The 23,898-nt window shown below is 30.3% G+C and carries 17 protein-coding genes, 2 tRNA genes and 1 other RNA gene; 7 read left to right on the top strand and 13 right to left on the bottom strand.

What is annotated here, in order from left to right; translation table 4 throughout:
* The first annotated feature begins 18 nt into the window (after positions 1-18).
* Positions 19-666 (top strand): LemA family protein, encoded by a 648-nt coding sequence (locus IM807_RS02660; RefSeq protein WP_196363002.1) that lies wholly within the window; start codon positions 19-21, stop codon positions 664-666.
* Positions 667-762: 96 nt separating this feature from the next.
* Here the strand turns inward: IM807_RS02660 and IM807_RS02655 are convergent, their stop codons facing one another.
* The 8 genes from IM807_RS02655 to IM807_RS02625 all read right to left on the bottom strand — a co-directional run bounded on the left by IM807_RS02655 (position 763) and on the right by IM807_RS02625 (position 9,084).
* Positions 763-1,299 (bottom strand): DJ-1/PfpI family protein, encoded by a 537-nt coding sequence (locus IM807_RS02655; protein WP_196363001.1) that lies wholly within the window; start codon positions 1,297-1,299, stop codon positions 763-765.
* Between the two features lie 22 nt (positions 1,300-1,321).
* Complete coding sequence (gene serS, locus IM807_RS02650) at positions 1,322-2,563, bottom strand: serine--tRNA ligase (RefSeq protein ID WP_196363000.1); 1,242 nt, start codon at positions 2,561-2,563, stop codon at positions 1,322-1,324.
* Positions 2,564-2,572: 9 nt separating this feature from the next.
* Positions 2,573-3,916: a phosphopyruvate hydratase gene (gene eno / locus IM807_RS02645; RefSeq protein ID WP_196362999.1), complete on the bottom strand. Its 1,344-nt coding sequence runs from the start codon at positions 3,914-3,916 to the stop codon at positions 2,573-2,575.
* A gap of 351 nt (positions 3,917-4,267) precedes the next feature.
* The gene (locus IM807_RS03925; protein WP_230861172.1) at positions 4,268-4,504 is read right to left on the bottom strand and encodes a hypothetical protein; all 237 of its coding nucleotides are present in this window, start codon (positions 4,502-4,504) and stop codon (positions 4,268-4,270) included.
* Positions 4,505-4,554: 50 nt separating this feature from the next.
* Complete coding sequence (locus IM807_RS03920) at positions 4,555-4,806, bottom strand: hypothetical protein (protein ID WP_230861171.1); 252 nt, start codon at positions 4,804-4,806, stop codon at positions 4,555-4,557.
* 844 nt (positions 4,807-5,650) lie between these two features.
* A complete protein-coding gene (locus IM807_RS02635) occupies positions 5,651-6,166 on the bottom strand; it encodes an adenine phosphoribosyltransferase (protein ID WP_196362998.1) in 516 nt (171 codons plus the stop codon).
* A gap of 12 nt (positions 6,167-6,178) precedes the next feature.
* Positions 6,179-7,768, bottom strand: coding sequence for an amino acid permease (locus IM807_RS02630; protein WP_308699293.1), 1,590 nt, complete (start codon positions 7,766-7,768; stop codon positions 6,179-6,181).
* A gap of 71 nt (positions 7,769-7,839) precedes the next feature.
* Complete coding sequence (locus IM807_RS02625; protein WP_196362996.1) at positions 7,840-9,084, bottom strand: hypothetical protein; 1,245 nt, start codon at positions 9,082-9,084, stop codon at positions 7,840-7,842.
* A gap of 266 nt (positions 9,085-9,350) precedes the next feature.
* Here IM807_RS02625 and IM807_RS02620 point away from each other — a divergent pair.
* The 3 genes from IM807_RS02620 (at position 9,351) to pfkA (ending at position 10,530) form a co-directional block, all read left to right on the top strand.
* A tRNA-Leu gene (locus tag IM807_RS02620) sits at positions 9,351-9,436 on the top strand.
* A gap of 3 nt (positions 9,437-9,439) precedes the next feature.
* Positions 9,440-9,515: transfer RNA gene (locus IM807_RS02615), tRNA-Lys, on the top strand.
* Positions 9,516-9,561: 46 nt separating this feature from the next.
* Entirely contained in the window at positions 9,562-10,530 is a 969-nt protein-coding gene (gene pfkA, locus IM807_RS02610; RefSeq protein ID WP_196362995.1) for a 6-phosphofructokinase, read from the top strand.
* 191 nt (positions 10,531-10,721) lie between these two features.
* Here the strand turns inward: pfkA and IM807_RS02605 are convergent, their stop codons facing one another.
* On the bottom strand, positions 10,722-11,831 hold the full coding sequence (locus IM807_RS02605) for a YitT family protein (protein ID WP_196362994.1): 1,110 nt from the start codon (positions 11,829-11,831) through the stop codon (positions 10,722-10,724).
* A 48-nt stretch (positions 11,832-11,879) separates the two neighbouring features.
* Positions 11,880-11,964: signal recognition particle sRNA small type (gene ffs, locus IM807_RS02600), an RNA gene on the bottom strand.
* 103 nt (positions 11,965-12,067) lie between these two features.
* On the opposite strand from ffs, the gene IM807_RS02595 reads away from it, so the two are divergent.
* Entirely contained in the window at positions 12,068-12,850 is a 783-nt protein-coding gene (locus tag IM807_RS02595; protein WP_196362993.1) for an alpha/beta fold hydrolase, read from the top strand.
* Positions 12,851-12,891: 41 nt separating this feature from the next.
* Here the strand turns inward: IM807_RS02595 and IM807_RS02590 are convergent, their stop codons facing one another.
* The 3 genes from IM807_RS02590 to IM807_RS02580 form a co-directional block, all read right to left on the bottom strand.
* On the bottom strand, positions 12,892-13,209 hold the full coding sequence (locus tag IM807_RS02590) for a hypothetical protein (protein ID WP_196362992.1): 318 nt from the start codon (positions 13,207-13,209) through the stop codon (positions 12,892-12,894).
* A gap of 152 nt (positions 13,210-13,361) precedes the next feature.
* Complete coding sequence (locus tag IM807_RS04395; protein WP_196362991.1) at positions 13,362-15,788, bottom strand: PTS transporter subunit IIABC; 2,427 nt, start codon at positions 15,786-15,788, stop codon at positions 13,362-13,364.
* Between the two features lie 512 nt (positions 15,789-16,300).
* The gene (locus tag IM807_RS02580) at positions 16,301-21,067 is read right to left on the bottom strand and encodes an MGA_1079 family surface serine endopeptidase (protein WP_196362990.1); all 4,767 of its coding nucleotides are present in this window, start codon (positions 21,065-21,067) and stop codon (positions 16,301-16,303) included.
* Between the two features lie 221 nt (positions 21,068-21,288).
* Here IM807_RS02580 and IM807_RS04390 point away from each other — a divergent pair, with 221 nt between their 5' ends.
* A complete protein-coding gene (locus IM807_RS04390) occupies positions 21,289-21,984 on the top strand; it encodes a TrkA family potassium uptake protein (protein ID WP_196362989.1) in 696 nt (231 codons plus the stop codon).
* A 413-nt stretch (positions 21,985-22,397) separates the two neighbouring features.
* Entirely contained in the window at positions 22,398-23,882 is a 1,485-nt protein-coding gene (locus IM807_RS02570; RefSeq protein ID WP_196362988.1) for a TrkH family potassium uptake protein, read from the top strand.
* Positions 23,883-23,898 lie beyond the last annotated feature (16 nt).

Raw genomic sequence — 23,898 nt, 5'->3', positions numbered from 1 at the left:
CTATTAAAAAGGAAAAAAATGTCAAATTTATTTAATCCCGAAAATAACGAGAATATTCAAGGATTTGAACCTCGTGTTGATAATAGTGCAAAAAAACCTGTTGTTTCTAAAACTATAAAAATTTTATTTTGAGTTTTTGGAACATTGTTTTTATTTTTTGCACCAATTTATTATATTTCACAAAAAAATAATTTCATGCGCCAACAGAATTTAATTAATGAATCAGCTGGCACAATTGAAGTTCAGCTTGAACAGCGAAGCGCAACTTTGCTAAAATTAGCTGACCAAGTTCGTTCCTATCGTGAATATGAAGAGTCAATTTTGAGTGATATTACAAGATTGCGAAGCCTAAAATCAAATATACAAAATGCTCAGGAAATCGAAGATCTAAATAGTTCTTTATTTGGCAGATTAATGGCAGTCAGTGAAAATTATCCACAATTGCAAGCTTCAAAATCCTACCAAGAATTAATGCAGCAAACAACTTATTTAGAAAGAGAATTAGCAGCTGCAAGACGGCTTTATAATAGTAAAGTTAATATTTTTAACACAGAAATTTTTGTTTTTCCTTCATCGATTGTTGGGAGTTCAATGAATTTAACAACTTATCCAATGTTTGCAGCAAGTGCAAAAAATCGTGAAGATGTCTCAATGAAAAATCTTTAATTTAATTTTTAAAAACCAAGTAAAATGGGCCATAATTCTTTCTTAATTTTAAAAAGAATCAGTTTTTTGCTTGGTTTTTAAAAATCTTAATAAAAATTAAGCTTCAAAACCTGACTTAATTTTTTGTGATAATTCTGGTGAACCAAAATTTTCAATAACTTTGAAAGCAAATTCAGCTGAACTAGAGGCATTTCTAGCTGAAATATAATTTCGATCCACGCAAACAGAGGAATTAGTTCTAAATTTATTACTTAAATTTCCTTCATTTGGATAAGATGAAAATTGATAACCTTTAGCAATTCCAAGCTCAAAAATTACATTTGGTGCATCACAAATCGCAAAAACATGTTTATTTTCTTTAAAAAATTCACTAACTAAGTTAATTGATTTTTCACAAGTGCGAAAAATTTGCGCTGCAAATCCGCCAGGAATAAAAACTGCTGAAAAATCAGAAGCTTTTCAGTGATTTTGTGCCTGAATTTTTACAATTTCAAATTGGCCAGTAACCAATTTGTTTTCTGGATTAAAAAAAGCAATTTCTGTAAAAATATTTGCTTTTTTTATCAAAGAAATAAAGACTGTCAATTCAATATCTTGAAATTTATCAAGCAAAATCACCAATAATTTTTTCATTTTTTACCTTTTTTAACAGAATCTAACGAAAATATGGCTCCAAAATTTTCGGCACACTTCAACTTCCGTCAGGATTTTGGTACTGTTCAAGCAAAACTGCTACTATTCTATCAATTGCAAGTCCAGATCCGTTAATTGTGTGTGCATAACGATTATGTTTTCCGTCACGGTAGCGAATTTTCGCTCTTCTTGCCTGGAAATCACCACAAAAACTAATTGATGAAACTTCACGATAAGTTTGTTCAGATGGAAGTCAGGCCTCTAAATCAATTGTTTTTTGAGCAGAAAATCCCAAATCACCTGTTGATAAAAGAACCATTCGAAAAGGTATTTCTAATAATTTTAGGATTCTAGCAGCATCGCGAACAACAGTATCAAATTCAGTTTTTCCGTCTTCTTGATTAGTAATTTTTACAAGTTCAACTTTGTGGAATTCATGCAAGCGAATTAAGCCTCGCGTGTCTTTTCCTCCACTTCCTGCTTCAGAACGGTAACATTTACTGTAACCAACTAGTGAAATTGGCTTTTTAAGATCAATTATTTCATTTTGAAAATAGTTAGTAAGTGGAACTTCAGCAGTTGGAATTAGTCACAACCTTGAATCCGAAAGTTTATATAAATCATCAGCAAATTTTGGTAGTTGACCTGTGCCAAGCAGCGAATTTGCAAGTACAAGTGTGTTTATAGACATTTCCTGATAGCCTGCTTTGGTGTGGGTATCAATCATGAAATTAGTTAGTGCTCTGATTAGTTTAGCTGCTAAATTTTTGTAAATAACAAAGCGATTTCCTGAAATTTTAATTCCTCTTTTGAAATCTAAAATATCTTTTTCAACTCCAAATTCATAGTGAGGCTTGCATTTTGAATCAAACTTTTTTGGAACTCCCCAGTGTGCAATTACTTGATTATCAATTTCAGATTTTCCAAAAGGAACCGAATCATCAGGTAGATTTGGGACTTCAAGAATCGCTTTGTCAATTCATTCATTGAGTTGATTTCACTGAATTTCTAATTCATTTATCTTATTTTTAATAGTTATTACTTTTGCTTTTAAAAGTTCAGAATCCTTTTCCTCACGTTGGTAAACGCCAATTTTTTTACTAATTGCATTTTTTTGAGCTAATAATTCATCGATTTCTTGGCGAAATAAATTGCGTTTTTGACTTTTTTCATACAATTCATTAATTTTTGAAACATCAAAACCACGATCAGCCAACTTTTTTTCAACAAATGATTTGTTGTTTAAAATTAAACGAATATCCATGTTAATAAATTATTTTTTTAAATTATAAAAAACATCTTTACCAATGTAACTACTTTTTGAAAAAGTATTTAATTGTTCTTCAATTATTAAAAGTCGATTGTATTTTGCAATTCTATCAGTTCTTGAAAGTGAGCCTGTTTTGATTTGACCAGCGCCAGTTGCGACTACAAGGTCAGCAATTGTTGTATCTTCTGATTCACCAGAGCGGTGCGAAACAACAGCAGTTAGACCTGATTTTTGCGCTAATTCAATTGCATCAAGTGTTTCACTGAGTGTTCCAATTTGGTTTAATTTAATTAGGATTGAATTAATTGCTTTTGTTTTTATTGCTTCTTTTAAAATTTTTACATTTGTAACTGTTAAATCATCACCAACAATTTGGTGAGTTGAACCAAATCTTTGATTAAAAGCAATAAAACCATTTCAATCAGATTCAGCAAAACCATCTTCAACAGAAATTATTGGATATTTTTTAAAAAGTTCACCATAATATTCAAGTAATTCAGCACTTGTAAATTCAAATTTTTGACCTTGTGAATTTTCAGCAACTTTTAATTTTTTAAATACATATTTTTGGCCATCATAAAATTCTGAGGCAGCAGCGTCAATTGCAATTGCAACGGCATTTTCACCTTCAAGTGAAGGATTAAATCCAGCCTCCTTAATTGCCTGAACTAAAAAATCAAGCGCATGTTGGTGTGATTTTAAGTTTGGTGCAAAGCCACCTTCATCACCGACTTGAGTTCCAAATCCAGCATTTTTTAACAATTTTGCAAGAGTGTGAAAAATTTTATTTGCTGCCTGCAAAGATTTGCGAAACGTTGCAAATCCAAGCGGCATAATCATAAATTCCTGAAAATCAAGTGTATTTGAAGCATGTTCACCACCGTTTATCACGTTGAGCATTGGAACTGGCATTAGTGTTGGATTTGGGCCACCTAAATAACGAAAAAGTGGTAACTTTAACTCGCTTGCAGCAGCTTTTGCAACCGCAAGCGAAACACCTAAAATTGCATTTGCACCAAGTTTTTCCTTGTTTGGTGTTCCATCCAAATTGATCATTTTTTGATCAATTTGGCGTTGGTTTTTAACACAAAGACCAATAATTTCAGGAGCAATTTTATTATTTACATTATCAACGGCAGTCATCACACCTTTTTGACCATACCAATTTTGAGCATATTTTGTATTTGCATCGCGAAGCTCAAGAGCTTCTCTTGAACCTGTAGAAGCTCCAGAAGGAACGATGGCAGTACCAAAACCGCCGAGTTCAGTGCGAACTTCGACTTGAATAGTTGGATTTCCTCTTGAATCCAAAATTTCTCTTGCTAAAATCGCTGTAATTTTTGACATAAGCAACCCCCCAATTCTCTAAATTATTATTACAATAATCACATTTTTTATAATGTTTTAACCTAAGACTAGTTCAAAATATTATAACATAAATTTATTTTTTGTTTTAAAACTTGTAAAATAATGGAAATTTTTTTAAAAAATCTTTTTAAATCTTGTTTTAGAAAAATTAAATTAGTAGAAAGAATTCAAACAATTAGTTTTTTATGATTTTAAGACAAACTCTATTTTTATTTTTTTTCTAACATCTTCATTTTTAAAAAATTCTGAAGAATTAATTTAACTCATATAAAAACTTGGAGTTTTGTATAAACCGCTTTAAAATCATGAGTTGCCATATCATTCAATAAATTATTTTGTTTTCTGATAGGTAACAGTTGTATTTTCGAAATTTCGACCTTCAACACTAATAAATTCTCGTTGTAAAATAGCATAAAAAATTCAGTTGGCTGGTTTACAAGCGAATTGCCTTTTGACAACATTGATTGTTGGATCTCCTTCTCCTTTAAAAAACAAACAAATTCTAGTAGAATTTTTTATTTTTTGCTTATCTTTTTTTGATTTCTTATTTTCGTCTTTTAAGTTCATCAAAAATATTGCAATATTAATTCCGTGCTTTTTTTAAGGAACATTTTCCATTATTTCTTGATAAATTCCACGATTATTTTTAGAAGGATCGTTAATTGTGTATTTCTTTCTTGGTCTGCGAGAAAATTTATTTTTACCCAAGCGCTTATTAGACTTTTCATACCGTTATTGAAAAACTTTTGTTGTCAATTTCGTATTAAATTATTTCCATAAACATGCAAAATTGCAATTTTTAACCCTTGAAATTCAGCAATTTTGGTGTATTTAATTTTCTGTTCAACTGTGAATTTATATTGTTTCATTTTGACACACCCCTTCTTAATGTGTCTGAAATCAATTTACTAATTTAAATGTTGACTTTTTTTTACAAAAAAATTTGTTATAATTAATCATGTGGTTAGAATTTCATTAAATTTTGGCCACAAATTTATTCTTAATTATTCCATATTTTTTTTCATATTTTTTTCGTTTTTTTCTTTATATTTTTCATTTTTTGTTTATCTAATGGTTTTATACATGTTAGGATAAAAACACTTCTCTTTTCTTATAATTTTTAATTTCGTTTTGTAATTTTGAGTTCATAATATAAATTCCTTTCTTTTTAGTAATATTTTTAATTCCTCCTAATTTTCATTTTAAACTAGGATTTTTTAGTTTTGATAACTAAAAAAAAAAAAAAAACGATTAGAATCAATTTTAAAATGCCTATTGGAGCATTTTATTGTTATTAACCGATACCTCTTTCTTTTTTTTATTTATTATTCGTAATTTTAATGATATCCTTATAAAGACTAGCACTATTTCAAGCTGCTAGTTTTTTTTTTAAAAAAAAAAAAAAACGAAAAATTAACTCAAAAGCAGCTATCATTGATAACCACTTTTTTTGATTTTTGACCAATTACATATGAAAATGCGCTCTGACGAGCGGATAATTGACCAGATTTTTCTACTTTTTGTTTTTTAAAACTTAATGTAGAAAAAATTCCCAATTTTACCTCTTTTTATAAATCACTTTTTTAAGAAAAATTTCTTAAAAAAGTCACCAAGATAATCATTAAAAATTATGAAAAACACGGGAAAACGAATTATAAAAAAATAGCTGATTGTTATCAGCTATTTTTTAAATTGAAAAATAATTTTGACTTTTTAGCTAATTTTTATTAGCGAAATAACGTCATATTTTTCTAATTTTGATCTCCCTTGTAGTTTTTCTAGCTCAATTAAAAAGATGATTTTAGAAACAATAGCGCCTGAATCTTCAATCATCTTTGTAATTGCATGAACAGTTCCGCCAGTGGCAAGCACATCATCAATAATTGCAACTTTTTGCCCAGGTTTGATCATGTCAACCTGAACCTCCAAAATTGATGATCCGTACTCCAAATCATAGGCAAATTCCTGAACTTCACCAGGCAACTTACCTGCCTTTCGCACCATTATAAAGGGTTTAGAAAGAAATGCAGCCGTTGGAGTGCCGAACAAAAAGCCACGAGCATCTGGACCAACAATGATATCGACATCCTTTGCTAGTGACGCCATTTCAACAATTGCATAGTTCAATGCTTTCCCATCTGCAAGCAATGGCGAAATGTCCTTGAAGCTAATACCTTTCTTTGGAAAATCTTCAACAGTTCGAATATATTTTTTTAAGTTAATTGTCATAACTTTCTTATATTATAAACCTTTTTTTTGCTTTTTGTTAAAAATTTTTATTTTTTTTCAAAACCAAGTACAAAACAGCGGCAAAAGCGGGATGATTATGAAGAAAAAAAGCACAATAACTTTTGTTATTCTTGTTTTCAAAACTTGACTAAAGTCAGTAATTTTTGGCTGAAAGCTCAAAAATAAAATTAGGTCAACAAGCGGCACAGCGATTGCAAAAATAACAGTTATTGCGATAAAAATAACAGAAATATAGCCAAAAAAAAGAAAATATTTTTGTTTTTTTACCAAAATTTTTTCTGTCTTCCGGTTGCGAATGCAACCAAAAATTGCAGCACCAATCAACAAAAAGCTAATTAATGCTGACCAATTTCCGGTTATGTCAGCAAAGGAGTATAAATTGTTAAGATTTTCGCCATAATTTCCGTAAGTTGAGTCATCAAAAGCAAAAACGCCAATAACTGTAAAAATAATTAGGGAAATTATGGCAAAAATCGCTAAAAAAACCGTTGCAACAACCGGTTTTTGCAAGTTAGTGATTTTTTTTCATTTTTTCAATAGAAAAAAATCATTTTTCATAGTTAATTCCTCAACTGCGCGGGTTCCTCACAATGTAAAAATATTGATAATACCAAGCAAACTAACCCCAATCAGCAAAAAGGTGGTGCCAAGAATAATTTTGATTGCCAAATGCGACCAGTTTAATTCTTCTTTTGCAATTTTTATGAAGGATGAAATTGTCCCATCACCTGCAATTGCAGTCGCAATTGCAATTAGTAAATAAATTATGGTCGTGATTCCAATCCCAATTAGAATCGCAATTGGTGTTTTTTTGGGATTTTTCATTTCTGATTGCAAACCAGCAGCAGTAAAAAAACCCTCGTACGAAAAGAAAATTCCAGTCATCGAAAGCAAAACACCAATTCCAGGTAGGCTTGTTGCAAGTGACAAACCTTGATTTTTGATTTCAGAAGGAGGCGAAAATTGGGGCAAGAGCTGTAAATTATTCGAAGCACCTTGAAAAGCAAAAGTAAAACCAAGAATTACTGTGATAATTATGGGTAGAAATTTGAAAATTAAGATAATTTTGTTGTGAATTTCAGCAACCTTTGCATTTAATCCAACCAAAAAAAAGTAAATTACAATTGCAATTGAAACAACCAGGACAATCAATCAGTCAAATTTCAGATTTCAATTTGGGCTTGATTCCAACCGAAAAGCAGCAATTGAATCTTGCAAAATTTGCATAAAATAAACTGGCAACACAAAAAAAGTGAAGGGTAAATAAAGGTAAATTATAAAATTTTTCGAAATTTTATAAAAAGTCGTTGAATTAAAGAGTTTGTTTCAAATAATTAGTGATAAATTTGATTTTCCAGTTGCTGAGGAAACTTCTATTAGTGCGATTGCCATCGAAACAATGGCAAAACATGCAATTAGCCAACTTGCGATCGCCAAAATAAGGTTGAAACCTGAATTTTCCAAAACAGATTTTGATTTAAAAAAAATTCCGGCACCAATACTTGCACCAAGGACGATTAAAAGTGCACCAAAAAAGGTGATTTTTTGGGTTTTTGGGTTTTTGGTTTTTGATTTTTGCATTTTTCACCTTTTTATATTAGGGAATTTTACCATAAAAAATTCCAAATTAGTGACTGATTTATAGCGCTAATTTATTTTTCAGATATCAGCGGTAAGAAGAATTTCTTAATAAAATTAGTTTTTTGATCGCCAAGTGTTTCAAAAGGTGAGCTAATTCCAAATTTGGCCAAATTTGGTTGTAAATTTTTTGAGAAAAATTCAAAAAATTTACTAAAAGCAAGTTGATTATTCACTTTTAGGTCAACTTCATTAAAAAAAACATTCTTTTTGTTTACTGAAACATGAATGCTTGGGTTAAAAAATTTTACCAGTAAATTACTAATTTTTTTGATATCAGATTTTAAAATTTCTAAATTTGATTGCTTAAGCTTTTCAAATTCTGCATTTAAATTAGCAATTTGCTGGTTAATTTTGGTTAATTCTTCCAGGTTTTTTCTAGTTTTGTTTAATTTGTTTTCAGTTTTTGAAACTTCATAACTAGAATTTTTGGAGTTTGATTCCAAAAATTTTTCTTTTTGAACTGATAATTTTAAAATTTTAGATTTTAATTCGCGTTCTTGTGAAATTATTTTTTCCTGGTTTGTAGTAAAATTAATGATTGAGACGATTATATCGCGAATTAATTCTTGTGAAAATTGGATTAAATCCACTTGATAATTTGTTAAATTTATCTGAAAAATGATCTTAATTAGCGGATTTCATTGCTTTTTTTGTTCAATTAATTTTTCTTCAATAAAAAGATTTTTGTCACGGACTTTTAAGAAATTTTCTAAATTTTTACTAGATTTAAACAAATTTACCTGTTCTTGATAAAAATTTTCATCTTCAGTATTCGTGAAAACCGGTTCCTTGGAATTCAAATTTTTCTTTGGAAAGTTGATATTTTCTTGATCTTTTTTAACCCCAAGATCAATTTTGAACTTACTGCTATTTAATTTTTTGAGTAATTTTTCAAATAAGGTTTTTTTTGTTTCAAAATTAAGGTTTTTGTCATTGAGAATATTAAAAAATTTTACTAAAACTTCTTCAAGTCCTGAATATTTTTGATCGTTTTGTCCTAACTGCAAATTTTCGATTTCAAAATTTGAAAAAATACCTGAAAATCTTACTTTGGGTTTTGTGGGATTAGTTCCTAATCCTTGCATAATTGAATTAAAAAAGAAGGATTTTTCATTTTCATTTTGGTTAGATTTACTATTTTTTTGTTCATTTAAATTCTCAAAATTAAAATCAATTTTAAAACAACTTGTAAATAAAAAAAATGGTGAAAAAATAGGGAAAAAAAGCAATAATTTTCTGATTTTTACTGTTTTCATTTTGGTCTTTACTCCATTATAATAATTTAAGTTTTTTGAGTAATTTTTTAAAAAATAGGAAAAATCCTATTTTTTTCCTATTTTTTTCCTATTTTTTTCCATTTTTGAGAAAATTTTTCAATTTTAGTTTAAAATTTTTAAGCGTCAGCTTCAAAAACTGACCTGTTTTTAGGGTAAAAAAATAATTTTTTAAATATTTTTTATTTTTTGCTATAATTATTATTGCTTTTTGATATAATTTATGCCATAAAACCACTAATATAATAGCTCGAGTGGTGGAATGGTAGACACAAGGGACTTAAAATCCCTTGGGAGTAATCCCGTGCTGGTTCGAGTCCAGTTTCGAGCACCAAAAGCGCCCTTAGCTCAGCAGGTAGAGCAAATGACTTTTAATCATTGGGTCAGAGGTTCAAATCCTCTAGGGCGTACCATTTCAAATTTATTTTGTCCTTACTTTGAAAGTTAAAAGGTTGAAAAATGGCACAAAAAATCGCGATTTTGACATCAGGTGGCGATGCTCCTGGAATGAACACAGCTATAGGTTTTCTTGTTAAATCAGCGTTAAATTTTGGATTTGAACCTTTTTTAATTTTTGATGGCTATGCTGGAATAATTAACAAAAAAATTGTGCCAGCAGAAAAATTTCCCTATCATAACATAGGAAGTTATGGAGGAACTGCTATTGGTTCGACACGATTCCCTGAGTTTAAAGAGGAAAAAATTCAAAAAAAGGCAGTCGAAATTCTTAGAGAATTTGGTATTGATTCGCTTGTTGTCATCGGTGGCGACGGAACTTATAAAGGTGGAAATCAGTTGCACCTTCAAGGAATTAATGTGATTGCACTTCCAGGAACAATCGACAATGACATTGAATTCACTGATTTTACAATTGGATTTGATACAGCACTAAACACAATTGTTGAAGCTGTTGACAAATTACGTGATACTGGAAATTCACACCGTCGTTGTTTTGTTGTTGAAGTTATGGGACGTGATTGCCAGGATTTGGCCGTATACTCGGCACTTGCAACTGGTAGTGAGATTTTAATTACAAATACTTACAAATTAAGCGCTGAAGAAACCGGGAAAATTGTCCTTGAACAATTTGCTAAAGGAAAAAATAGCGTGATAGTAATGGTTTCTGAGCATGTTCTTGATAATTTGAAGGAATTTGCCAAAAATATTGAAGATTTTACAAAAATTTCTACCCGATCACTTGAAATTGGTCACACGCAACGAGGTGGCAGACCAACCGGTTTTGAACGAGTTTTAGCAGCAAAAATGGCTATAAAGGCAGTTGAATTGATTGTTGAAGGCCAATCTGGATTAGCGGTTGGTTATTTAAATGGCCAAGTTATTGCTAAAAATATCACTGATGTGGTTTCACATCCAGTCAGAAGAACAAATGAATTAGTGAAAAAAATTAATAAAATTAATCAAAATTAGTTAAGAGGATGATTATGCGAAAAATTCGAAGATTACAAATGGCTAAAAAACGTGAATTACGTCGTCTAAAAATTTCAAAAGCTGCAAAAAAAGCCAATGCTAAATTACAATCTTTAGTTGATCAAATTAAGTAATTTTTTTATTTAAAAAAAAAAAAAAAACAAGTAAAACCTTAAAATTTTACTTGTTTTTTAATTGATTTTTGTAGTATCAAAGCGATCTGTTGTTTGCAAAATGCGGGTTGCTGAATACCAAAAATTCACGTTGGCCCTTACTATTTCTTCCAAAATTGCTTTTTGCTCAATTGTAAAAATTATTGTTTCAACTCGCCATTGTTTTTGATTTGTGTAACCTGATCAACCCTCTCAAATGTTGTAGGAGTGTCAATACTTTATTGAACGAAGATGTGCGACAATTTTATCAGGATCATTTGTATATATTTGCAAAAGTGTTTTTCCGTATTTTGGATAAATCCGGCCAACAATTAACGAACTAACAATTAAGTAAACAAAAACCGCCAGTAATTTAGGACCAAAAATTTGATTATCAACTTCTACAGGTTGAACAAAATAAAGAACACCTAGTGAAAAAATTCCAAAAAAGATTGAAATGCTAAACATAACTTTTTCAATTGGTTTACGGTATTTGAGTGTAATAAAATAAGTTATGTAATCAGTGCCTCCGCATGAACCTCCAAATTTTCAAGCGATGCCAGTTGACCAACCTGATAAAATTGCGCCCACAATTGTGTAATAAAAAAGACTTCAAGAGTCCCCAGGGTCTTTAACGCTAATATTATTAACTAAAAAAGTTTTAAGTGGTGTGTCAAGAAGAAAAATTTGGTTTCAAAAAACTTGAAAAACTAATCACAAAAAAGTCAGGTAACTAAAGGTGCGATTTGGAATTTTTATGAACATAAAAATCATTAATGGAATATTAATTCCAAGGTATAAAAGAGAAAAACCTCAACGAATGTCAGTAGTGTAGTGTGAATTTAAGATGATAATAATTAATGAAGGAATTGCAGAAACACCAGTTGGCAATGCTCTTGCTTGACCTAGAAAAAAAATCACTCCTAAAGTAAAGAGTAAGGACGAGAATGCCATTACTGTGATTGATAGGGTTTTCTGTCTCCAAATATTTTTAATTGTAATTTGCGACTTATTGTGCTGAAAAATCTCACGTTCAGCACGGTTAATTAATTGTTTTTTCAAGCATTTTGCAAAATTATGATTCTTCTTTTTATCAGGGCAACTACAAGATGAATCTTTACTTGAATTTTTTTGATTGTTAGTTGACATAATAATTAAACTTTTAAAAAAATAAAAATGGTATAGATAAATTTTATTAAAAAACCACTAAACACAACACTTCTCGATATGGCTGCTATACTTCTATCCTGACCAGGTTACAAGGTTATTGTTTTAGTGGCAAGTGAATTATATCATAATTTATTTCTTAGCAAAAAAAAAAAAAAAATGAAAAATATGATATCATGATATCATAAAGTCAAAAAAAAAAAAAAAAAGGCGGAATTATGAACTTTCAATGAAAATATCCTTTTGTGGTCAACTACAGTCCTTTTAACAAAATTAATATTGTTTTTTGCCACGGTTTTAACTCAAATCATATGATTTTTTTTGAGGCAGCTGCCAGAATAAAAGGTGCAAATTATTATAGTTTTACTCTTCCTGGGAATAATTTAACTCCAGCCACAGATGAGCAATTAAGTATGGAATATTATGCTAATTTGATTGTCGAATTTATCAAAAAGCTCGGAATTAAGGATGTAATTTTGGTCGGACACTCAATGGGCGCAGGAAATGCAGCACTTGTTTATCATAGAATTCCTGAGTTAATTTCCAAAATTGTTTTTATTGGCCCAATGAACAAAGCAAATTTGCCACTTGCACCACTTTTTTATGAAAAATTTTTTCCAAAAACTCCAAGTGAAATGCTTGAATTTTTAACGATTTATGAATATGACAAAGAAAAATTCAAGAATCCTAAATATCAGAAGTGAGCAGAAAATGTTTTTGATTACAATTTTTACAACAATGACAACATTGTAAAACTTGGAAAACATTTGCCCGAAAACATGGATAGAATTGAAGCTGGGATTGCAACAGTAAAGTGTCCGGCACTATTAGTTCTTGGGGAAAATGATGGAATTGTTTTGCAAAAAGAAACAAAATCTTACTATCAAAAATTAATTCCGAGCATCCAGGTTGAAATTATTCCAAAAACAGGACATTTAATTTACACTGAAAATCCCGATTATTTTAACAACATTTTTCAATCATTTTTGCTAAAAAAATAAAATTTCAAATTTTAAATCTTTGGTTTTGTCTAATTAGTTTTTTACAAAGTTGTTAGCAAATTTCCGAAAGCAAAAACAAAGCCACCAACAAAAAAAACAGTTGCTAAGATAAAGTGTGAATTGTATTTTGCCCGCTGTCAAGCTGGTAAAAACATTCCGGTTTGTTGGTAGGAAAAGTGTTTTTTGTTCGGATTTTCTTTTTTTCAATCCTCCATTTGCATCTGGCGGTATTCATTGATTTTTTTGCGAGTGTAGCGGTGGAATGAAAGCGAAACTATTCCAAGCAAAAAGAAAATGACTGAAAGCGAAATCAACACTGGAAGTGGCAAGTTAATTGAATAAAAAGGATTTACATTCATACTAAAATTATATTATATTTCGCGGTTTTTTGCACAAAAATTACCTTTTATTTAAATAAAAAAACCACGATTATATTTTTTAAAATCAATCGTGGTTGTGGGTAAATTATTAAAATTTTAAAAAAATATTAATTTTTTTGATTTCACCAACTCTATTTGATTTCACCAATTAAAGTTGGTAATTCTGTAATTGATTGCAAAGGAATTTTAAATTTGAAGTCTTTTTGTGCTGACTCTTTGAGAATAACGACAATTATATCGGTATTTTCTATACCTTGGCTAGTTAAAAAGTCAAGGTCAACACTGGCAACTTTTTGGCCAGCTGTGATTTCTTGATCTGCTTGAACAAAAATTTCAAATCCTTGTCCATCTAATTTGACAGTGTCAATTCCAATATGCAACAAAATTTGGATTTTGTCATCAAGTGAGGTAAAACCAATTGCGTGTTTTGTTGGAAAAACCATTTTGACTTTACCAGAAAAAGGTGAAAAAATCTCTCTTTTTCCAGTGTTTCCAATCCGAATTGCGAATCCGTTTCCTAATTCAAATTCAGAAAATACGCCGTCTTTGACATCCGAAAGTTCAATTAATTCGCCATTTGTAGGAGCAAAAATTTGGTGTGACTTCATATTTTCACAATCAGATTTGCAATCTTCAGTTGGCTTTTCGAAAGGTTGAGAATTTCCCAAAATTTGGGAAATTTCTGCTTTTGAAAGTGACTTAATCAAGTCACGCTGCGAATTGATTTTTGCATTAATTTGCTCAGCAACAGGCCCTAAAATTGCTTGAACATGGTGTTGTCCCTCAATTTTGATAGCAATAACGCCGGCTTGTTTTAGTTTTTCTTCACTCACAAGTGACAAATCTTTGACATCATAACGAAGTCGAGAAGCACAATTATTGAAAACACTAATGTTATCAATTCCACCGTAACCTTCAACAATCGCAAGAATTTGTGGATCAACAGCATTTTTGCCTTTTTGCTGATCTTTTTTTGCAAAATAATCAGCTTTTGTGAATAATTTTGTGTTTTGTCCTCTTCCTGGAGTTTCCAAATTTTGTCATTTGATAACAAAAAGAAAAACAAAATAGTATATTGGTAAGTAGGCAAGTCCAACTACCAAAACTCACCAGAAATTAGTACCTTTTTGAATTGGAACAGCTCCATAAATTAACAAGTCAAGAACTCCACCAGAAAACACCATTGGTACGTGAACTCCAGCAATATTTGCAAACATGAATGAAAGCGCCATCATGAAAGCATGGAATCCTCAGAAAAGTAGTGGTGATAAAAACAGGAATGTGAATTCGATTGGTTCAGTAATTCCGGTTACAAAAGATGTTGCTGCAGCAGGAATCACAGTACCTGAAGTAACTTTTCGGTTTTCTTTTGGCGCAGCCATAATCATTGCAGCTGCAGCAGCTGGGAGACCAAACATCATTCCTGAAAATTTACCATCAGCAAATCTACCAACTTTGAAGCCATTATCTTGTAAAAATGTGAAAAGCGGAATTGAAAATGATTTTCCGTCTTTTATGTAGTCAATTGTGTTCGCAAAACGAAGTAAATAAGTTGAGGCAGTTGAATCACCAACAAATTTATCTTTATTTTTGGCAATATCAATTAACAAAGTTTTTAATGATTCACCAGGAACTGTTTGCATTTTTGTGACAACTTCATGAAATTTTTCATCATTAACAGTCTTTTCAATAACTTCAATTCCTTGCGCAAGTGCTCAATTAGTAATTGTTGCGCCCGCATCACCTCCAGCAGATGAATATCAAAGTGGAGCATAAAAAACATGGTGTAATCCAAAAGGAATTAGCGATCTCTCGATATAACCAAAAATAAAGGACTCAAATCCATAAGGGACTTTTGCAAGTCCAGCTCCGAAAATGTTTAAAACAAACCCAATTCAAGGTCAAAATATCAAGAAAATGAAGGCTAAAATCGCCATTGCTGGAATTGTGATAAGGGGAACAAATCTTTTTCCACCAAAAAATGAAATTATTTGTGGAAGTTGAATTGTGTGAAAACGATTGTAAAGATATTGGACACTGAGTCCAACAGCAATTCCACCAAAAACTGAAGTTTGTAATGAACGAAATCCAAGCGAATTTCCGACCAAACTTTTTAGACCAACTGGGTCGCGTCCAGCACCAGAAAACAAAATGTTTACGCCTTTAGTGCTACTATCAACTGTTATGTCAGAGATAAAAACGGACTGAATTGCAACAAAAACAAGATAGCCGATTATAGTAGAAAAAACCGCAACACCGGCTTCATCTGTAAAAGCAATAACGAAAGCAACTGCAAATAACAGTGGCAAAGCAGCAAAAGTTGGCTCGCCAAGCATCTGAATAAATAGTCCAAATCTATTGAGATGAAAAATAGATTCGCTATTATTTGCAATTGCAGCACCTACTCCTAGGAGCAAACCCGCAACAGACATAACTGAAATTGGGAGCATGAAGGCACCAGATAATTTGGACAAAATCTTGCGAATTTTGCCAGAACCAGAATTGTTGGTGCTCCTTCTTTGCTTTTCAGCAAAGACCGACTTAAGTGAAAAGGTCATCTCTTCTCCTTTCTATAATTATATAAAAAATGATTAGCAGTGATTTTAACTCGCAATCATACTAATCATTAGAAATTATACTAAAAAAACTGTTAAATTTTTTTAAAATAAAAAAATATTTTTTTCTTGCTTTTCTACATTTTTTAAATTTTTTGCTAAAAAAATACAAAAAAGCGAAAATTTTAGAAAAAAAATTATTTTTCGAACAAACAACACTGCATTTTGTGAAAATTTGGTAAACTGGTGCTGAATTTTAAAACTAAATTTCTCAATTTTCTAATAAAAACCATTAAAAAATTGAGAACTATAAAAGTATTAAAAACCAGTATTTTTTTAATTTTTGGCTAATTTTTTGAATCAAAAAGTGAAAAAATTTAGTTAAAAATCCTTATTTTCTACTTAAAATCTATCATTTTTTTGTGTAGATTTGGCATTTAAATTGAAAATGATTTCACACGACTTTAAAAAAATCTCTTATTTGAGATTTTTTTAATTCTAAAATTTTAGAAAAACTATTTAAAAGAGCGCAAAAACCACGGTAAATCGACATTTAGCGGTTCTTTAAGGTGTCATCTGATAATTTGCGCTGCTAGTGAATTTGTGTTTTCAAGGTCCAACGGATGTTCGCCTTTAAAATTAACCCCAAAAAAATTAGTTGATGTGCTGTCGTAATTTCAACCTTGTAAAAAAGTGAGCGGTGAACCGGAATTTATCGTTGCAATATATTCGTTATTTGAACCTAAAATTCCGGTTCCGGAATTTCCAGCATTAAAAAACGCTGGAACATAACCATTTTCAACTTGCAACCCAGTTGTCCCGTCACCTGGCAAAACTCTATTTATATAATAATTTGCCTGTTTCCCGTATGGAAAACCAACGATGGCGAATTTTCTAGTGTTCGCCATTGGAAAAAATCCATTCTGACTCCAATTGAAATTTAGGCGCAAGTTTGGTTTAGTTTTTCAGTTTTCAAATCATTGCGCCAAGTCAAATTTACCCTCACTTCGTGCTTGGTCAATTGCTGATTTTAGATCAGCAACAAAAACTGTGATATCAACATCTTTTGCTGGTTTTCTTACACTTTTTCGTTCAAATTGGTTGGTCCCAGACCAAAGCACTTGAATTGGTGGTCTGCTAAAATGGTTCAGACCATTTCAATAAGAAAAGCCATTTTTTATATTATTTTCAAAGTTTTTTGCTGCTTTTGTAATGTAACCACCGGTAGTTTTGCTGCCTAATTTTTCATAAGATAGATCTGAAAAATTTTTCACACCTTGAACATGCCGATTTGTAATCATGTAAAATCGAAAATCGTTTGGCGAGTCGTTGAGCCGAGCAAGTTCAGTCGCTGTTCCTCTTGAATATCCAAAACTTCGGGCCATTGCGTTGTTTAAAACTTCAACATTTTTTCAATCAGCGTGACCGTATTCCTGGTCTAAAAGATAACCATTATGGAGTTCATAGTTGACATTTTGGTTGGGATTATAACTGTTTGAATTAATTATTTCTTCAGGGGTATAAAACAAAATAGGCTGATTTTCCTGCGTAAAATCAAGGTGTTTATAGTCAAATCTGTTTGTAAATTCACCAAAATCTTCGTGTTGAATCGAATTTTCATAAACAACACTGACTCCTGCAGCCGCCGGATTTAACAAAAAAGCTTTTTCCTTTTTGAATTCAGCAAATCTTTCACCTCCAATTTCGCGGAAAGAAAGTACTTCAGAATAAGGATTTTTGAAAATTATTTTAAAATCCTTATTTTCAAGTTCAAATTCAAACTTAAGACCTTCATTTTCTAAGTATACAACAGTTAGCGAAAAACTAATTTGCGGATGAACTTTCCCATTTATGCCATGATAAAATTTGGTTTTTCGCGTTTCTTTAATCTTTTCACCTCTAATTAATTTTTCAAAATCAAATTGAAATTGCAAATTTTCATCAGGTTCAATGATTCTTTTGAGCCGAAAGTCATCCTGAATTAGTTGATTTCCGAAAAGATTCAGCTTGATTTTTCTGCTAGTTGACCCTGGTTTTAAAAGTGTTTTTTCAATATATTTATTTTTTAAAATTCAAGTTGCTTTTTGTGTTTTTGAGTCAAAATCTCACAGTAAATCTTTAAAAAATAGTTCTAATTGTCTTTCTCTTTTTACTGAATTTTCTGAATCAAAAACAGTTTGAAGTGCTTTGTTTGCAAAATTAAGGCCTTTTTTTGCGAAATTTGCCCGAATGTTTTTAATTTTATATCAATTATTGCCAGTGAAAACTTTTTTAGAAATTGGACTAGTGTACTTGAATTTCACAAAAAAATTACCATTTTCCTTATCTTTTTTTAGGTCAGCAACCTTAATATCTGAAGTTGAAATCTGGAAATTTTTGTAAAAAATGCTTGGTTTTTTTCAAGTTATTAATTTGCTTAATTCATCAAGATTTTCAATATTTATTGTCCCAGTTGTTTTCAATTCAAAATCAGAAAAACCAACCATATTTAGCATGATTTCCGGGTATAAATTTTCTTTGTAATCATTTTTTAAGTTGGTTAAAGTGATTTTTTTGTCAGGTGAATATCTTAGTTCTGGATTTTTTTTGTTGATAAAACCAATCCGGAAAGTTAAGGATTGAGAATTTTTACTTTCAACATCATAAAAATACATAAAATAATCATTGATAATTTTGTTTAAATTTAAATTCAAACTAGCGTCAGCTGGATTAAAAATATTCTCTTTTGAAACAAAAAAAGTAGAATTTCGGACACTTTTTCCAGTTATTTCTTCTTCCTTCAAATTATTTAGGGCTTCAAATTGATTAGGTTTTGCGTCAGAATTTGGCTCCGTCTTTTTTAGTTTCAAAAGGAAACTAAGTTCCTTAAATGCCTTTTGTTCAACAATATCAACTGGATCAACAAGCGCGTATTTTATAGCTTTTTTCTTCAAAACTGCGCCATTTACTCGCTGATATTCAAAATTTTTTGAATTAATTTTGTCAATTAATTCTTTATCAGCTTTTTCAATTGATTTACTTACAAAATCGGAAGAACGAAACCAATCACTGTTTTGAGGAGTTATATCATCAAAATTCAGTGGCTTGAAAAAATATACCATTTTTGTGTATTTATTTTTATACTCTTCTTCGGTTAATTTTGTTTTTAGGATTGAAAATGGAATTGGAACTCCATCTTTTTTGATTCAAAAAAATATTTTTGCTGTTCCACCGTTAGTGCTATTTGTAATATTTTCATGAGAAATTAAATCTTTTGCATAAATTTGGTAGCGACCGATTTTGGGCAAATCATAAAAATTGTTAAAAGCAAAAAGTGCGTCTTTTGAATTAATTTTGTTGTGAGTTTTACCGTTTTCTTTGATTTTGATCAAACTCATCAATTTTTCTGCCGATTTTAAAGGATTTTTTGGAACATTTTCGACTTCAATAATTTTCCTAATTTCCAAAAAATCTTGAAAATCCTCACTTTTTTCGTCATCTTTTTCCACATTGACGTTAACTAATAAAATTTTTTCCTTGCCAGATTTAGTAACTTTAAATTTAAAAATGGCATTGTCGCCTGCCACAAAAAAGCGATAAACTGGAGAAAAAGGTTCTCAAGTCAGCTTTGCACCATTCGGCAAAGAAATTTTGAGTAATTTTTGCCAATATTTTTCATCAGTTGTGATTTTTTGATAAATCTTATCAACTTCCTCATTTGTCAAGGAATTGACATTTTTTCCAGCCAATTTTAGATTAATCTCTGAATCTAAAACCTTGTTTTCAAGGTTGGGAAAAGTTTTTTTTGCTTCATTAAATATATTTTCAACAAATCAAAAATTAAAATTTGCAAGCTGAGAAAACTGTAAAACACGATCTTTTTTGGCTTTTTTTCATGCTTCAGGATCTTCGTAAAAAAGTGAATTTTTGAAAAATTCACTTGATTCAATTTTTAAATTTTTCCAAAATTCATCTGGAAAATTAATGGTGTTTTTTGTTGACAAAGTAAGACTTTTAACAACTAAATCGCCAACCAAAAAGTCAACAATTAACGAAATTTTTTTATGATTAGAACTAATTTTAGCGTCTGAAATTTTATAGTCAAAAAATCCGCTAATATTTTCAAATTTTTTTGTAAAAAGATCTTTAATTTCAACTTGTTTTTTTTCCAAATCCGACAAGTAAAAATTAGCTAATTTTTCATAGCTAAAATCAAAAATTTCATCAAGATTATTAAATTTAATTTCATTGATTTTTTTAGTAAAATCTGCATCAAGCATGATTTTTGACTCAACATTTGCCGCCATTTTTCTATCATTTAAACTCTGAGCGTTGTAAATAAATGTGAGCTGATTTAAATTTTTAGTGTCAAAAGTGATATTTTTTAATTTCAATTTGACATCTTTAAGTTCATTTTCAGTAAAAAATAATTTTACATTTTTCAGTGAAATTGCACCACTATACAAAAAAGAACGCAAATTATACTTGTCAACCGAGTCTCTCAATTTCACATGAAGTCTAGATTCAACGCTTTTTCTGAAATCGCTAACTTGCTGCTGAGTTAATTTTCCGTTTAAAGTATCAGTTAATTTTTTTAAATTAGATACTAAATTCTGCAAATTTTCAAGTTGCAAATCAAGACTAAATTTTTCATAATTCAAAACCAATTTTCCACTTGAAAATCATTTTTTTGCTGAAGCAAGCTTTGCATCAAATTCTTCGTAATTTGTTGCTGATAAATATTTAGGATTTTCTTTTATTGTCTCAGCTTCAACGATTGAATTCAACAAATTTTCGCTGACCTCATTAGATAATTTTGCTAATTTTAAAATATAGTCAATCAGATTTGTGTTGCTTAAAAAATTAACTACTTTGACAAATTGAACACCTAATTTAGGCGATAATTTGTCCAAATTTTCAATGATTTTAATAGCATTTTCTCTTGAATTATTCAATTTTTGATAATCAATTGTTTCATTTTTTGTCTTTAACTCGGAAAGTCACTTTTTGTTAATAGCAAAAATTGATTCTTTATTTTTGTATTCAAAATTCCCTTTTTTGTTTCTTAAATCACCAAAGTGAACAAAAAAGGGAATTTTTCCAAGATTTTTTACACCCAAATTGGAAATTAAATCATTAAATTCGCTTGTTTTTTCACTTAAAAATAGATTTAAATGAGAATTTTTTGTTAAATTAGAGTTATTTGTTGCAAATTTTCAAGCAGTTGTTACTACTGTTGAAATTACAATAGTAGAAGTACTAAAAGTTAATAGCGCTATTCTGATTTTTGGCTTTTTGTTCATATTAATCTCTAATTTTTTAAAATTTTTGGTTTAAATAGCGAATTTTTTATTTTGCATAAAAGATTTGGAACAAGAAATCTCTATTTATGAAAATATTTCTAATTTTAACATATTTAGCAAAAATATGAAAGATCACAAAATTACTTTGTTTTCCTTAGAAAATTTAAAATTTTTTTAAAATTTTTACTCATTTTTAAATTTTTGGTCTAAAATTTAGTCAAATGAAACGCGCAAATATTTGTATAATCGGTGCTGGAAGATTGGGTCGAGCTGCAATCTCACAACTTGCTGAATCAGGGCACAACGTGATTGTAATTGATAAAAAAGCTGAAAATCTTAAATTTATTCGTGAATTTGCCACAATTGAACCAATAATTATGGATGCCAGCGACATCAACGCAATGCGAAATGAAGTCGGGCTTGAGGATATTGACACAATTATTGTGGCAACTTCTGATAACATTGAAATTATTGCCACTTTGCTTGAATTACAGACAGAAATTAACCTTTTTAACAACCTGAAAATTGCTGCCCGAGCCGTCAACAAGAGGCACGCCCGCGTCCTAAAGCAAATCGGTGTTGACTGAATTATCAGCCCTGAGGAAGAAGCTGGAATTAAAATGGCGCTTCTAACTGTAGACCGAAACTTCCTTAATTACGCAGATAGTTTAAAAGAAATTGCCAGCGGTGTTTTCGCTGGTAGTGTCAATGTAAAATCACCTTACTATATAAATAAGCGAATTAAAAATGTGAATTTACGCCAATTTAACGTCAATGTTGTCGTAATTAGAAGAAATAAGGAAACTTTTTTGCCGACGGCAGAGACTATTATTCAACAAAATGATGAAATCACAATTATTGGCAAAATAGGCGATGTCACAACTGTTTTGCAGAAATTAGAGTCAATAAAAGAATAAAAGAAGGTTATTTTTCCATTTTTTGGAATTTCAATTTTCAAGGGTTTACTTTAAAAATTGAAAAATTTACTCGAAAGTAGGTGTCATATGACGCGATCTTTTTATATTTGGGCAATTACACATGAAAATGTTGCATCACAGTCAAAAAAGATTTTCCATTTTTTGCTAAATTTTTCCATTTTTTCAGTTCACAAAATTCAAAATTATTCCCTATTTTCAGTTCTTTTTACTTTTCCACTTTTTGAGCGTAAATTTAAAAAATTTAAGTAATTTTTTAAATTTTTAAAATCAGAAAATTTTTATTTAGAAGTTGCAAATCTTGCTATAATTTTTACAACTCCACCAAAATTTAAAAATTTAGATTTTAGTTGATTATCCATAATATGCCATTTGGCGTTAAAAAATGGGGAAAAATGATCCATAATTTTAGTTGAAAAGCTTTAAAACGTTTACTTTTTCGACTCAAGAAATTTCATATTATCTTTGTTTTTTATACATTGGTGATTTTGCTTGGTGCTGCATTTTTGTCGGCGCCTTTCGCACATAGCGACCCTAATGTAAAAATCGGATTTTGAAGATCTATTTTTACTTCAGTTTCAGCCTTTAGTGACACTGGACTCAGTCTAATTGACACAGCTTCAAGCTTCAACGTTTTTGGGCAAACCGTAATTGCAATTCTAATTTTACTAGGTGGAATTGGGATTTTTGCTGTAAAATTCTATATTTTTAACTACCTTTTTGGAAAAAAAATTAGTATTTTATCCCGTGAAATTCTCAAAATTGAACGAGGATCAAATAAAATAAATGAACTAAAAGGGGTAATTAAAACTTCAATTAATTTTTTCTTGATTCTCGTTCTCATTTCTAGTCTAATTTTGTGCATCCATTTTTACTACTATGAAGTCGGCCCAGAAAAGTTCGCACATCAGCAATCTCCCTACAAAAATATTGCACTTTCCTTGAGATTTGCAATTTTCCATAGTATTTCTGCAATAAATAATGCTGGATTTGACATTGTTGGCGCTCACAGTTTTCAACCCTACTATTTTTCTTATTTTTTGCAAGTAATTATTATCATTTTAGTAATAATTGGCGGAATTGGGTATCCAGTTATTTACGATTTTTACTGTTTTTTTAGAATAAAATTTTCAAAACAAAAGGTAAAAACTTTTCGCTTTTCGCTTTTTTCAAAAATTTCAATTCTTAGTTACTTTGTAATTTCACTATTTGGACTAATTCTTTTTATTTCTTTTGAGGCAACTTCGTCCTCGAAATTTGCTTTTTGAAATCAGGTTGAAAATGGCAACTGATTTCACAAGTCATTTACACTTTTATTCCACAATTTCATGGCTCGTTCTGCTGGTTTTTTCACTTTTGATTTAAAACAACTTTCACAAGCAAGTACTTTTTTGACCAGCTTGCTAATGTTTATTGGCTCAGCGCCTTCTTCGACAGGTGGTGGAATCCGCGTGACTACTTTTTGAATTTTTTTGATTGTGATTATTTCAAAAATTCGTGGAGTTCAGGATGTTAATGTCTTCAAAAGAAAAATTACAACTGACAAAATTGTATCAGCAGCAATCGTTTTTTTTATTTCAATAGTACTTGTTATTTTGCTTGTTTTTCTAGCAAGTTTTTCGCTTGATGATCTAATAAATCAAGGCGAACAAAGCACTTATCAAATCCATCACTTGATTTTTGAAGTGACCTCGGCTTTTGGGACCTCAGGACTATCAACAGGCCTGATTAGGCATCTTTCTTTTGTCTCGCAAATGGGCTTTATGCTAATAATGTTGATCGGTCAGCTAGGAATTAGCTCATTTATCTACTTAATTCAGGGCGATAATATTGGCAAACAAAATAAGGCTTATATAACCGAAGACCTTTTAATTGGATAATTTTTCCTGAATAATA

The organism is Mycoplasma sp. 'Moose RK', assembly GCF_015708155.1.
Classification (GTDB): Bacteria; Bacillota_I; Bacilli_A; order Mycoplasmatales; family Metamycoplasmataceae; genus Mesomycoplasma.
The sequence above is the reverse complement of the archived record's forward strand: the minus strand, read 5'-3'. Positions and strand labels throughout refer to the sequence as shown.